Origin of the sequence: Streptomyces iranensis (assembly GCF_017874715.1) — a bacterium.
In the GTDB taxonomy this organism is placed as follows: Bacteria; Actinomycetota; Actinomycetes; order Streptomycetales; family Streptomycetaceae; genus Streptomyces; species Streptomyces iranensis.
Window position 1 is genome coordinate 169,464 of record NZ_JAGGLR010000029.1, and the last position, 12,092, is coordinate 181,555.

Annotated in this window: 14 protein-coding genes; 6 read left to right on the top strand and 8 right to left on the bottom strand. The window is 66.9% G+C overall.

Going from position 1 to position 12,092, the window contains the following annotated elements; genetic code table 11:
* Positions 1 to 488 precede the first annotated feature (488 nt).
* Entirely contained in the window at positions 489 to 1,331 is an 843-nt protein-coding gene (locus J2Z30_RS41285; protein ID WP_044570625.1) for a helix-turn-helix domain-containing protein, read from the top strand.
* Positions 1,315 to 1,536: a DUF397 domain-containing protein gene (locus J2Z30_RS41290; RefSeq protein WP_078956688.1), complete on the top strand. Its 222-nt coding sequence runs from the start codon at positions 1,315 to 1,317 to the stop codon at positions 1,534 to 1,536. Before J2Z30_RS41285 ends, J2Z30_RS41290 begins: the two co-directional genes overlap by 17 nt.
* Before the next feature lie 117 nt (positions 1,537 to 1,653).
* On the opposite strand, the gene J2Z30_RS41295 is transcribed toward J2Z30_RS41290, so the two are convergent.
* From J2Z30_RS41295 to J2Z30_RS41320, 6 genes are all read right to left on the bottom strand, one after another.
* The gene (locus J2Z30_RS41295) at positions 1,654 to 2,316 is read right to left on the bottom strand and encodes a class I SAM-dependent methyltransferase (RefSeq protein WP_044570624.1); all 663 of its coding nucleotides are present in this window, start codon (positions 2,314 to 2,316) and stop codon (positions 1,654 to 1,656) included.
* Between the two features lie 80 nt (positions 2,317 to 2,396).
* Positions 2,397 to 2,912, bottom strand: coding sequence for a hypothetical protein (locus J2Z30_RS41300; RefSeq protein ID WP_044570622.1), 516 nt, complete (start codon positions 2,910 to 2,912; stop codon positions 2,397 to 2,399).
* Positions 2,913 to 3,467: 555 nt separating this feature from the next.
* Entirely contained in the window at positions 3,468 to 4,310 is an 843-nt protein-coding gene (locus J2Z30_RS41305; RefSeq protein WP_044570618.1) for a helix-turn-helix domain-containing protein, read from the bottom strand.
* A complete protein-coding gene (locus J2Z30_RS41310) occupies positions 4,300 to 4,824 on the bottom strand; it encodes a DUF6879 family protein (protein WP_044570616.1) in 525 nt (174 codons plus the stop codon). Before J2Z30_RS41310 ends, J2Z30_RS41305 begins: the two co-directional genes overlap by 11 nt.
* On the bottom strand, positions 4,808 to 5,017 hold the full coding sequence (locus J2Z30_RS41315; RefSeq protein ID WP_044570614.1) for a hypothetical protein: 210 nt from the start codon (positions 5,015 to 5,017) through the stop codon (positions 4,808 to 4,810). The genes J2Z30_RS41310 and J2Z30_RS41315 overlap by 17 nt, the downstream gene beginning before the upstream one ends.
* A gap of 222 nt (positions 5,018 to 5,239) precedes the next feature.
* Positions 5,240 to 6,946, bottom strand: a complete 1,707-nt coding sequence (locus J2Z30_RS41320) for a fumarate hydratase (RefSeq protein WP_044581481.1) — start codon at positions 6,944 to 6,946, stop codon at positions 5,240 to 5,242.
* Positions 6,947 to 7,141: 195 nt separating this feature from the next.
* Here J2Z30_RS41320 and J2Z30_RS41325 point away from each other — a divergent pair, with 195 nt between their 5' ends.
* Both J2Z30_RS41325 and J2Z30_RS41330 read left to right on the top strand, forming a co-directional pair.
* Positions 7,142 to 7,858 carry a DUF1707 SHOCT-like domain-containing protein gene (locus J2Z30_RS41325; RefSeq protein WP_078956687.1) on the top strand — a complete coding sequence of 239 codons (717 nt, stop codon included), beginning with the start codon at positions 7,142 to 7,144 and terminating at the stop codon, positions 7,856 to 7,858.
* 178 nt (positions 7,859 to 8,036) lie between these two features.
* Positions 8,037 to 8,393 carry a WhiB family transcriptional regulator gene (locus J2Z30_RS41330; RefSeq protein ID WP_020868722.1) on the top strand — a complete coding sequence of 119 codons (357 nt, stop codon included), beginning with the start codon at positions 8,037 to 8,039 and terminating at the stop codon, positions 8,391 to 8,393.
* 118 nt (positions 8,394 to 8,511) lie between these two features.
* Here the strand turns inward: J2Z30_RS41330 and glpX are convergent, their stop codons facing one another.
* Positions 8,512 to 9,543: a class II fructose-bisphosphatase gene (gene glpX / locus J2Z30_RS41335; RefSeq protein ID WP_044570610.1), complete on the bottom strand. Its 1,032-nt coding sequence runs from the start codon at positions 9,541 to 9,543 to the stop codon at positions 8,512 to 8,514.
* A gap of 188 nt (positions 9,544 to 9,731) precedes the next feature.
* Between glpX and J2Z30_RS41340 the strand changes: the two genes are divergently transcribed.
* Positions 9,732 to 10,271, top strand: a complete 540-nt coding sequence (locus J2Z30_RS41340) for a DUF4245 domain-containing protein (protein WP_078956686.1) — start codon at positions 9,732 to 9,734, stop codon at positions 10,269 to 10,271.
* Positions 10,272 to 10,388: 117 nt separating this feature from the next.
* Here J2Z30_RS41340 and J2Z30_RS41345 read toward each other — a convergent pair whose 3' ends face one another.
* Positions 10,389 to 10,979 (bottom strand): malonic semialdehyde reductase, encoded by a 591-nt coding sequence (locus J2Z30_RS41345; RefSeq protein WP_044570605.1) that lies wholly within the window; start codon positions 10,977 to 10,979, stop codon positions 10,389 to 10,391.
* Between the two features lie 853 nt (positions 10,980 to 11,832).
* Between J2Z30_RS41345 and J2Z30_RS41350 the strand changes: the two genes are divergently transcribed.
* Positions 11,833 to 12,092, top strand: a 260-nt coding sequence (locus J2Z30_RS41350) for a transposase (RefSeq protein ID WP_209469054.1), incomplete at its 3' end; no start/stop codon positions are given.

Consider the following 12,092-nt stretch of genomic DNA (forward strand, 5'->3'; position numbering starts at 1 on the left):
GGCACACACCAACTCCACGCGGGGGATGGCGCCGCCCCGCCGCTGTTCGCGCCGTTGCTCATGGGCCACCACGTAGGGCCGTAGGGAGGCGGACACCCTGTCGTCAAGCGGCAGACCCGCTGTGCCCAATTCGGGGGTCGGCGAGTCGCTGTCCGGGCTTGTGGCCACCGGTTGGGGCCCGGCGGTAGGGGAGGCCGGGGAGTCCATGCCCCCAGACCCCCGCCGTGAGAGGACCGTACGCGGCGCGGGAGGCACCGTCCCGGCCCGGTGACGGTCACCCGGCCGTAAGGCGAGAAGTGCACTCACCCATGCAAAGAACGGCCCGATAGGGTTGTTCATTGTTCATCAGCTCCTGTGAGGCTGTTGAGCCATGCCCCCGGACGCAGCCACGTCGCGGGGGTCTGGCCTTTCTGACACAAGAGTGGCGCACCTCACGTACGCTCAGGTGAGGTTCATATCCCGGGATCCAATTGGGGAAATGGGGGGCCATGGCGGCACGACCACGCGAACTCACGCCTGACCGATCCGCCCGACATTTGTTCGGGGCGAAGATGCGCGCCCACCGAGAGCGCGCGAACATGAGTCTTGAGCGGTTGAAGGATGTCGTGATGGTGAGCACAAGCCACCTGTCCCGCATCGAGACGGCCGACGCCATGCCCCCGCCCGACCTGCCCAAGCGGCTGGACGCCGCCTTTGGCACGGACGGGATCTTTGAAGAGTTGTACGGGCTTGTCCGCCGGGAGATCCACCCTGACCAATTTCGGCGGCGGATGGAACTTGAGGCACAAGCGCGGCTCATCGAGGAGTACGCCGGTCAAATCGTGCCGGGGCTTGTGCAGACCGAGGGTTACGCCCGCGCCCTGTTCGAAACGTTCGATCCAAAAGCCGCGCCCGAAAAGATCGAAGAGTTGGTCACCGCTCGAATGGGTCGGCAAACTCTATTGAGTGCTGACTTTCCCCCCGATATCTCACTGATCCTTGATGAGGCAGTCCTAAGGCGGACATTCGGAGGGCCGACCGTGATGCACGCACAGCTCTCTCGTCTGGTCGATTTGACGCTGACCCCCACGAGCGTGGTTCAGGTTCTACCGTTCGAACATGGCGGGCATGCTCTAGTAGGGGGAACGCTGACGTTGATGACTCTCGGCAACGGTGCTCGCGTAGCCTACGAAGAGAGCATTTCTACGGGGACGTTACTGGAGGACCTTGCAGCGGTCTCGGCGCGCCAGCGGGCCTACGAATTGCTGAGAGCCTGCGCTCTGTCGCCGAGTGATACGGCGACTTTCATTCGGTCCCTGATGGAGGTACTACCCGATGAGTGTCATATCTGACCTTTCCGGTATCGAGTGGGTCAAATCCAGCTATAGTGGCAACGGGGGTGGCAGTTGTGTCGAATGGGCACCTAGCCTCGCCTCTGCTGGCATCGTTCCCGTCCGGGATAGCAAGGACCCGCATGGTCCGGCGTTGGCCTTCCCCGTGTCGTCCTGGTCATGGTTCATATCGGCGGTCAAGGGCGGGCAGTTGCCAGCAACCTGATCGGCCCTGACGGAACACCAGGATTATGGCCCCTGGCCGCTCGGCAGGGGCCATACCCGGTGGGCGTGGGGGCGATGCTCGCCCGACAGGCGAGTGGGTCAGCCTGTCGGGCGAGGTCTATGCGACCACGGCCCGACCGATCAAGGTTCCGATATGGCCAGGGGTCGGGGCTTCGAGAACCTGAACCGACGCTTCTTCGAAGCCAGCCATACGCAGGTGGCTTTCCCACATCCGGGGCGTGTAGCTGTAGCGGTAGGTGAACATGGCCGGACCCGCGAAGCCCCCCTTGTACATGCCCTGGGGGCCGTAGGCACCAGGGATAGCGGGGGGCTGGGAGAAGACGAAGCTGCCACCACGGTTGAGCCGCTGACGCACCAGAGGGAAGAGCTTCTTCGGGTCACTGAACCAGGCAGCACCGAAGATCGAGTAAATCGCGTCGTACGTCTCAAAGTTGCGGCGTAGGTGGTCAAGAATCTCGGCGCAGATGAACTGTGCCCCCATAGGACCCCATCGCTCCGTTGTGTTCCGCACCATCACAGGCGACAGATCGACACCGGTTGCCTTGATGCCCTGCTGTGCGAGGTAGGCGAGCATGCGTCCGGTACCGCACCCGATCTCAAGCACGCTTTCGGGGTTGCCGAGTAGTTCCATGCCGGGGCCGTGGTCGCCGTACTGAGTCCACCTGAACAGGGTGTCACTCTCGAACACGTCCTTCTTTGCCGACTCGGCGTAGGTGTCCCAGAGTTCGCGCTCATGGTCGTAGTTGTGCTGGGCAGTCAACAGGCATCCTTCTCATGGTCGTTGGGGCAGGCGCCCCGCCCCGGGGACGGGGCGGAGGCGGGGCACCCTAGCGGCACCGGTCAGTGACTGTCCGGAACCTTGTTGTCGCACGGGGAGCACTCGGCGCCGTCGAGCTGATCCCACAGTTCTCGATCCGCGTCGAATCCGTTCGAGCGCAAGAAGTCGCCCGTGCGGATGACTAGGCCGTCAGTCCGGCGCTGGATGAGCGGAGCGTGGTGCTTGTACCGCCCATGGTTGTACACGTCGCAGAACGCGAAGTACACGGGCGTATCGAGAATGATCTGATGAACACCGATATCCACGACCTTGCCCACGCCGAGGTGCACGGTCGGGTGTTCCATGGCGGTGATCAGGTAGGCTGCGGCATTGCCGAGAATGCGTTCCGCCATGTCACGGACCATGACGTTGTCGCGCATGAGAAGCGCGATCTCGCGGTCCCACAGGTCGAGCCCGACCGATCCGGGGCTCTCCAGCACGTTGTACGTGCACTCCTTGACATGCGGGCGTACAGCGTTCAGTAACGCCCGAGGGTCGCGGTACGTAGTACCGCTCTGAGCTTCGACCAAGACGGTCATCGGGTGGTTCCCCTTCCAATTGATGGGGGTGTGGCCCGCCAATGCCGCGCGGTTGCACGGGAGACGGGAGCTCATAACTTGCCGGTCGAGGCGAGGGTGATTACTGCGCCGCACGAAGCGGCGACGAAGAGCACGAAAGACGCCCAGAAGATGCGGCCGAGAAATCGCCTCACCATCTCCAACCGTCGAGCCTTCCGCCCGCGCACTGCGGGCGTCGGACCTTCTCGCGGCTGTCGCGCGTCGAGCAGTCCCCGAAACCTGCACAGTCCGGGCACCACGCCGTCCGGTGGCCGAAGCACGTACCGCAAATGGTGGCCAAGGAGTTCAGCCATCTGTTGCGGCCGACAGGTCGCCCCTGTCCCGCGCTTTCTGCCGATGCTTGGCCAATGCTGCGCAAACATCACACCCTGGCGCGGGCTTCGGAGGTCGACGCGGAAGCGACAGGTGTACCGGTTCCGCCATCGTCGTGTTCGACGTTGCACTCATTCCCTGGCCCTCCCCGCAACTGCGTGTCGTCACAGGGATAGTGCCGGGAGGCACTCGGCAATGCGAGCGCTATTGGCGTTGTCGGGTAAAGATCATGGACCACTCGGCCAAGAGTTCCCGGCAGCCATCGCCGAAGACTGCGTATCGCTCGTATGCCTCAAAGCTTCTGAGATATGCCGTTACGTCTCTGTGGTCCCGCAAGATCAATGCGCCCGTGCCGGTTTCCACGGTGGCTAGCCGGCGGTCATAGACCGTGAATGTGTTCAGCGGCCTCTCTGGAATGTGCTCACCCAAAGGGATCACGCCTAGCCGCACATTTGGAATGCGGGAGACGGATGCAAGCCGGTCGAGCTGCAAGGCCATTGCTATGGGGGGGAGTAGCGGCCATCTGGCAGCCTGCTCGGTGAGAATGAACGTGAACGACTTTGAGGAGTCGTAAAGCACCTGCTGCCGCTCTAGTTTCTTCGCAATGGTTTTCCACTGGTCGCCGGGAACGTCGGAAATGCTGGCACGCACATACTCAGGCGTGGCCAGCAATCCGGTAATCATTGAGAGCAGAAAAAATCGGAACTCTGTCGAGACCGCTTCAAGCCTTGATAGCTCGTTCTGCTTCTTGTCCAAGCCTCTGCGGCGAGAGGACCAGTGGTCTTGCCACTCCGTATTTGCCGTCCTCGCCAGTGAAAGGATCTCGGCAGCAACAGGACTATCCGTTCCGAGGGCTTCCAGGATCAGTTCAACATCGACTAGTGAGGGTGTGAGCTTTCCGCTCTCAATGTTGCTGACCTTGGTCTGAGACATGGTGCAGTGGCGAGCGAGCCAGGTTTGAGTTTTCCCGGCGCGCTTGCGCTGACCTCTCAGGGCTTCCGCTAGGTCTGATCTGGACTGACCTAGCCTCTCGGGCTCAAACGTCAATGCCCTTCACGTACTCCTCAAAGGGCACCGACTCAGCTACCGCGATGCGCTGGTATTCGATGTACTGAGCCACATCCCCTTCGTAGATTTCACGGTTGATCTGGCGACCGTCCGGGTGGTAATTCATCAGCACCACTTCGGTACGGTCGAACATCCAGAAGTCCTGAACCTCTTCCAGTGGATTATCCCGGTCGGTCACGTCAAGAATCCGGATGTGCTCGCCAGCCAATGCGTGGGGTGCGTAGTACTGGGAGAACTGGAATCGCAGATAGTCCGAGAGTGGGCGCGTCAGGACGTGCACGCGCCCTTGTGGGCGCCCCTCTGTGACTTGTCGACGCAATCGGTCGGTGTACTCGTTCGAGACGGCGTGAGGGTCGATACGGGCCCCGGCTGTAAAGGCCCCGAACTCTTCTTCCTCCTGCGGCATGAGGTATTGGGGCAGGGTCTCAAGCCTCCACGCTTCCCGCTGGAAGCCCTCGAAGCGCGCCGCCCATTCCTCACCAGCCAAGTACACGTACAGCCTCCCTCAGAACGTGCTCGGGGATCTTCACCAGTGCCTCACCGGCCGGAGGCTGGAACGCTTCGCACATGTCTCCCTGGATGACGAACCCGCCGTCGGCCTCGTCCCGGTAGATGTTCGGGCAGTCGTCCTTGCCGCAGGTGCCGTTTCCGTTACCGGTCAGGCGGGTCAGTTCCTCGCGCGCCATGCTGAAACCCCCTTGTGGCTGGCCCCTGTTGGGACCTGGTGGCTACGACGGTACGAGGGGCTGGCAGGCCCGTCTATGCGGCAAGGCCAATATTCGCGTAGTCGGGTAAACGGGCGTGACGCCCGGGGCCAGGACACCCTTGAGCGGCGCTGCATGCTTCTCCGCGTAGCAACAGACCCCCCAGCCGGACGCCGAGGGGTCTGGAGGGTCCTAGATGGCGGCTCAGGCCAGGCCAGGACCCCGGACGGGGATGCTGGTGAAGGTTGGCTGAGAGGGTTCCTGCGGACTGAAGAAGTCGTTCCCCTTGTCGTCCACCACGATGAACGCCGGGAAGTCCTCGACCTCGATCCTCCAGACCGCCTCCATGCCCAGCTCCTCGTACTCGAGGACCTCGACCTTCTTGATGCAGTCCTGGGCCAGCCGCGCCGCCGGGCCGCCGATCGAGCCCAGGTAGAAGCCGCCGTGTGCGGCGCAGGCGTCCGTGACCTGCTTGGAGCGGTTGCCCTTGGCCAGCATGACCTTCGAGCCGCCCGCCGCCTGGAACTGCTCGACGTACGCGTCCATCCGGCCCGCCGTCGTCGGCCCGAAGGAGCCGGAGGCGTAGCCCTCGGGGGTCTTGGCCGGGCCCGCGTAGTAGACCGGGTGGTCCTTCAGGTACTCCGGCATCTCCTCGCCCGCGTCCAGCCGTTCCTTGATCTTCGCGTGGGCGATGTCCCGGGCGACCACCAGCGTGCCGGTCAGCGAGAGCCGGGTCTTGACCGGGTGCTTGGTCAGCTCGGCCAGCACCTCGTCCATCGGCCGGTCCAGGTCGACGGCGACCGCGTCCAGGTCCGGGCCCGCGCCCTTGACCAGCTCCTCGTCCGTCGTCTCCGGCAGAAAGCGGGCCGGGTCGGTCTCCAGCTGCTCCAGGAAGACGCCCTCCGGCGTGATCTTGGCGAGCGCCTGGCGGTCGGCGGAGCACGAGACCGCGATCGCGACCGGGCAGGAGGCGCCGTGCCGCGGCAGCCGTACGACCCGCACGTCATGGCAGAAGTACTTGCCGCCGAACTGCGCGCCGATCCCGATCTTCTGCGTCAGCTCGAAGACCTTCTCCTCCAGCTCCTTGTCGCGGAAGCCGTGGCCGGTCGGGGAGCCTTCGGTGGGCAGCTCGTCGAGGTAGTGCGCGGAGGCGTACTTCGCGGTCTTCAGCGCGTACTCGGCGCTGGTGCCGCCGACCACGATCGCCAGGTGGTACGGCGGGCAGGCGGCCGTGCCCAGCGAGCGGATCTTCTGCTCCAGGAACTTCATCATCGACGCCTCGTTCAGCACCGCCTTCGTCTCCTGGTAGAGGAAGGACTTGTTGGCCGAGCCGCCGCCCTTGGCCATGAAGAGGAACTTGTAGGCGCCGCCGTCGGTCGCGTACAGCTCGATCTGCGCGGGCAGGTTGGAGCCGGTGTTCTTCTCCTCCCACATGGTCAGCGGGGCCATCTGGGAGTACCGCAGGTTCAGCTCGGTGTACGCGTCGTAGACACCGCGCGAGAGGGCCTCCTCGTCGCCGCCCGGCGTGAGCACGTTCTGCCCGCGCTTGCCCATGACGATCGCCGTGCCGGTGTCCTGGCACATCGGCAGCACCCCGGCCGCCGCGATGTTGGCGTTCTTCAACAGGTCCAGCGCCACGAAGCGGTCGTTCGCGCTGGCGTCGGGGTCGTCGAGGATGCGGCGCAGCTGGGCGAGGTGGGCGGGGCGCAGATAGTGCGAGATGTCGTGCATCGCCTCGGCCGCGAGCTTGCGCAGCGCCTCCGGCTCGACCTTCAGGAAGGTGCGCCCATCGGCCTCGAAGGTGCTCACGCCCTCGGAGGTCACCAGACGGTACGGCGTGGTGTCCTCTCCCAGGGGCAGCAGGTCCGAATAGGCGAAACCAGGGTGGGCGGGGCGGGGGACGGGGGGCATCGCGGCCATTCCTCACTCGACAGGGCTTGGGCTGACTTCGTCGACAGCGCGTCCATAAGGGTAGAACGGGGCCGCGGGACGGGACCTGTGAGGTAAGGCTCAGTAGCAGAGGCAGGCCCCGGTAGGGGGAGGATCAGGGAGACTCCAGGGATCGTCCCCTAGTCGCGATCTATCGCGACTGGATACGCTGAGCCCGTGGATGAGCAGCAGCCCGTGCCCTTGACCAAATCCGCCCCCGCTCCGGCGCCCGAGGCCGCCTCGGCCCCGGCGCCCGCGCCCGCCGCGCCAGCTCCTGCCGCGCCCGCGGCCGTCGCGGAGCTCCGCGCGTCCGACGCGGACCGCGACCGGATCGCGGACATCCTGCGGGAGGCCCTCGCCGAGGGGCGGCTCCAGCCGGAGGAGCACGCCGAGCGGATCGACGCGGTGTATCGCGCCAAGACCCTCGGCGAGCTGGAGCCCCTGGTGCGCGATCTGCCCGCCGCACCCACCCGCGGCGCCGCCTCCGGTTCCGCGCGGGACGCGGAGTCGGGGTGGCCGCGCTCCCTCCCCGAGTCGGAGAACCTGGTGGCGGTCTTCGGCGGTTCGACGCGCAAGGGCCGCTGGCGGGTCAGGCGCCGTACGAATGCCCTGGCGATCTTCGGCGGGGTCGAGATCGATCTGACCGAGGCGGTCTTCGAGCAGCAGGAGATCGTCATCCATGTCGTGGCCGCCTTCGGCGGGGTGGAGATCAAGGTCCCGGAGAACGTCTCGCTGCGTGGTTCGGGCGCGGGCATCCTCGGCGGTTTCGACGTCACGACGTACGAGGCGCAGGACCCCGACGCACCGGTGATCCACGTCACCGGGTTCGCCGTCTTCGGCGGTGTGGAGGCCAAGCCCAAGCGGGGTAAGCGGCTGAAGAACCTGCGAGCGTAAGCCCTGAAGAAGGGGTGTGCACGGGGAAGTTCCGGGTGGGACAACGGTGTGCATAAGCGCGCGCACAGCGGGTAAGGCTTGGTGCATCGTCTCTCGTACGGCTGATGGGGGTGCTAACGGGGCCGTACACCTCGAGGCGGGCAAGGGTGACCACCGGAGCCGTCGTCAGGAGTAGACCGTGCTGCAACCGCATCAGCCCCTGCTGGAAGCCGCCGTGCCCCCGCAGCGCGTCCCCGCGCGGGATCAGGCCGGCCCCTGGCACTCGGAGGCGGTGTGCCGACGGGACGAGGCCGGGCTGTTCTTCGCTCCCTCCAAGGAGCCCACGGCTGCCAGGCTGTCGCGGGAGGAGGCCGCCAAGCGCGTCTGTGCGCGCTGCCCGGTCATGGTCGAGTGCCGGGAGCACGCACTGCTGCAGCCCGAGCCGTACGGAGTGTGGGGCGGGCTGACCGCGGCCGAGCGCCGGGTCGTGCTGGCCCGCCGCCGGCGCCGGGAGGCGGAGCTGCAGCGCGCGGTGCGGGTCGCCGCCGCCGGCTGAACTCTTCGGGACCTGGGCCGGGCACCGCCGGGAGGCGGGACCCGGCCCTTGTCATGCGAGGTCTGTCATGCGGCGTCGGCTGAACGTCGCCGTCGGCTGAACGCCGCCGTCACCTCGCTCAGCTCGGCCGTTCGAAGTCGACCGAGGCGTAGGCGCGCAGCTTGGCCAGCCGGTGGGTGGAGTCGATCTGCCGGATCGTCCCGGACTTGGACCGCATGACCAGCGACTGGGTGGTCGCGGTCTCCGCGCGGTACCGCACCCCGCGCAGCAGATCCCCGTCGGTGATCCCGGTCGCGACGAAGAACACGTTGTCGCCGCTGACCAGGTCGTCCGTCTCCAGGACCTGGTCGAGGTCATGGCCCGCGTCGAGGGCGCGCTGCCGCTCCTCGTCGTCCTTCGGCCACAGCTTGGCCTGGATGGTGCCGCCGAGGCACTTGATCGCGCAGGCCGCGATGATGCCCTCCGGTGTACCGCCGACGCCCAGCAGCAGATCCACACCGGTGCTCTCACGCGCGGCCATGATCGCGCCGGCCACATCGCCGTCGGAGATGAACTTGATCCGGGCGCCCGCCTCCCGGATCTCCTTGACGATGCCCTCGTGACGAGGGCGGTCCAGGACCACCACGGTGACGTCCTCGGGGCTGGACTTCTTCGCCTTGGCGATCCGGCGGATGTTCACACCGGGGGGCGCGGTGATGTCGACGAACTCGGCGGCCTCGGGGCCGGTGACCAGCTTGTCCATGTAGAAGACGGCCGACGGGTCGAACATGGTGCCGCGCTCGGCGACCGCGAGGACGGAGACGGCGTTGGCCATGCCCTTCGCGGTGAGCGTGGTGCCGTCCACCGGGTCCACGGCCACGTCGCACTCCGGGCCGGTGCCGTCGCCGACGCGCTCACCGTTGAAGAGCATCGGCGCCTCGTCCTTCTCCCCCTCTCCGATGACGACGACGCCGTTCATCGAGACGGTGTGTACGAGGGAGCGCATGGCCTTGACGGCGGCGCCGTCGGCGCCGTTCTTGTCGCCGCGGCCCACCCAGCGTCCGGAGGCCATGGCACCCGCCTCGGTGACCCGGACGAGTTCCAAGGCGAGGTTGCGATCGGGAGCCTCGGGGCGGACCTCGAGCTGGGACGGGAGATGATGCTCGGTCATCGGAGCGCACCTTTCTGTACGGCGACGGACCGTGAGGGCCCCTCCTCCCCGCAAGGGGGACCAGGAGGGTGAGGGTGTTCATGACTTTATCCGCTGATTGGCTAAGTGAGCAGATAGCCCCACGCATGAGCGCGGCCCTGTTGCGAGGTGCGGCGACCCGATGAGGGACGATAGGGGGCGTGGCAGGTATGCGTGGCAAAGAGACGGTCCGGGACATGGTGCTGTCGCTGGCGGCGATCGGCGTCGTCGCGGCGGCCATCTACCTCTTCGGTATTCCGCATGACGAGGGTCCCAAGGGCGCCGGGGTGAAGACGGTTAACTACCGCGTGGAGCTGGCCACGGCCCGCCGCGCCGCCCCGTACCCGGTGGCCGCCCCCGAGCCCGGGACCCTGCCCAAGGGCTGGCGCGCGACATCGGTGACCTACCGCCCGGCCGCCGCGGAGGACGGCGCGCTCTGGCACCTCGGCTTCCTCGACCAGAGCGAGGAGTACATTGCGGTCGAGCAGAGCGACGGCAAGCCCGTGCCGTTCGTGGAGGAGGTCACCCAGCAGGCGCGGGAGACGAAGCGGACGCAGCGGATCGACGGCAAGGACTGGGTCCGCTACGACGGCGCCAAGTACGACGCGCTGGTGCGCGAGGAGCCGGGCGTGACCACGGTGGTCACCGGGACGGCGTCTTACGGGCAGCTGACGAAGATGGCCGAGGCGCTGACCGAGAAGAAGGGCTGAGCGAGACGCGGGCCCTTGGCCCGGACCAGCGGTCCGGGCCAAGGGCCCGTGGTTGATCAAGCGTGATCAAGCGGATCAAACGTGATCGAGCGCGGTCGAGCGCGGTCGAGCAGTCGATCAGACCGTGGTGATGACGTCGCCGTAGTCCAGGCGGGGGCCACGGGGGAACCAGGCGTCCTCGCCCGGCTTGCCGATGTTGATGACCATCAGCGGGGTGTGGTCCTCGTCCAGGAACTCCTTCTGGACCCCGGCCGGGTCGAAGCCGCTCATCGGGCCTGCGGCGAGACCGGCAGCGCGGATGCCCAGGATGAAGTAACCGGCCTGCAGCGAGGCGTTGAGCGCCGCGGCCTGCTCACGGGAGGCGCGCTCGGCGAAGAAGACGTCCTTGGCCTGCGGGAAGTGCGGGAAGAGCGCGGGCAGCTCCTCGTGGAACTCGTTGTCCGCGGCGAGGATCGCGACCAGCGGGGCGGTCGAGGTCTTGGGCTGGTTGCCCTCGGCCATGTGCTGGACCAGCCGCTCACGGGCCTCGGGCGAGCGGACCAGCACGATACGCAGCGGCGACTGGTTGAACGCGGTCGGCGCGTACTTGATCAGGTCGTAGATCGCCTGCACCTGCTCCTCGGTCACCGGCTCATCGGTGAAGGTGTTGGCAGTGCGGGCCTCGCGGAAGAGCAGGTCCTGGGCGGCGGGGTCGAGAACGAGTGCCATGGAAGAAACCTCTGCACAAGCGGGGATATCGCTGACGGGCTCCACTGTACGGTGCTTAGATTAATGTTCAACTAAAAAGGTGGCGTGGAGTGGGGAAGGTGCTCTGAATCACAATGCGCCGCACGGCGCGAGGACCGGGCGCGGCGCGGCGGTCGTGGCCGGTACGCGGCGCCATCCCTTGGGGGGCAGGGCCGCGACCGGTCGCGACCGGTCGAAAGCGGCGGCTCGAGTGCCGCCGAAGGCGGCCGATCGAGGGCCACCGGTGGGCGGCGGCCAAGGCCGACGCGGTGGCGGCCGGTCGACGCCGGTCTACGCCGAGCGCGGCCGATCGACGGCGGCCGGTCGACGCCGAGGGGCGATCGGGCCGGGCCGTTCGGCGGCTTGCGTTGAGCGGCAGCCGGTCAGCCCTCAGCGAGGCCTGCCTTCGCCGGACGGGGCGGCCGAGTGCGGCGGCCGCTTGACGGCGGGCAAGGCCAGTGGTGGCCGGTCGATGCCGAGCGTCGGTCGAGCCGGACCGTTCGGTGGCCTGCGATGGGCGGCGGCCGGTCAGCCCTCGGCGGGGCTTTCCGTGTCCTCGTCGGATGGTGCGGCCGAGTGCGGCGGTCGACCGTCGGCGAGCAAGGCTGGCGGCGGGCCGGTCGATGCCGAGCGCTGGTCGCGGCGGCTGGTCAGCCCTTGGCGGGGCCTGCCTTCGCCGGAGGGGGCGGCCGAGTGGGTTGCGTCTTTGGAAGTGGTGTACCGGGTTCCGCCTGATCCGGGGGTTTTCCTCGGCGTCGGGGTGAGGGCCCAGATAGACAGACGGCCATCGGCTGATCCTTCGAGAACGACGAAGATCTTGAAGGAGATCAGCACGATGACCGCACCTGACAGTGTGCCTCTGCACGCCCTGACCGAGGACAATCTCGCTTCGGCGAGTCCGGATCTGCTCCGCGCGATGATCAAAACATTCGCCGACGCCCTGATGTCCGCCGAGGCCGATGCCGTATGCGGGGCCGAGTACGGCCAGGTCAGCGAGGAGCGCGTCAACCACCGCAACGGCTACCGCCCGCGCGAGTGGGACACCCGGGCCGGCACCGTCGAACTCGCCATCCCCAAGCTCCGGCAGGGCAGCTA

Excerpts from the sequence above, each read along its gene's own strand:
- J2Z30_RS41285 (WP_044570625.1), top strand. The coding sequence starts at position 489 with ATGGCGGCACGACCACGCGAACTCACGCCTGACCGATCCGCCCGACAT.
- J2Z30_RS41290 (WP_078956688.1), top strand. The coding sequence starts at position 1,315 with ATGAGTGTCATATCTGACCTTTCCGGTATCGAGTGGGTCAAATCCAGC.
- J2Z30_RS41300 (WP_044570622.1), bottom strand. The coding sequence starts at position 2,912 with ATGACCGTCTTGGTCGAAGCTCAGAGCGGTACTACGTACCGCGACCCT.
- J2Z30_RS41315 (WP_044570614.1), bottom strand. The coding sequence starts at position 5,017 with ATGGCGCGCGAGGAACTGACCCGCCTGACCGGTAACGGAAACGGCACC.
- J2Z30_RS41320 (WP_044581481.1), bottom strand. The coding sequence starts at position 6,946 with ATGCCCCCCGTCCCCCGCCCCGCCCACCCTGGTTTCGCCTATTCGGAC.
- glpX (WP_044570610.1), bottom strand. The coding sequence starts at position 9,543 with ATGACCGAGCATCATCTCCCGTCCCAGCTCGAGGTCCGCCCCGAGGCT.
- J2Z30_RS41340 (WP_078956686.1), top strand. The coding sequence starts at position 9,732 with ATGCGTGGCAAAGAGACGGTCCGGGACATGGTGCTGTCGCTGGCGGCG.
- J2Z30_RS41345 (WP_044570605.1), bottom strand. The coding sequence starts at position 10,979 with ATGGCACTCGTTCTCGACCCCGCCGCCCAGGACCTGCTCTTCCGCGAG.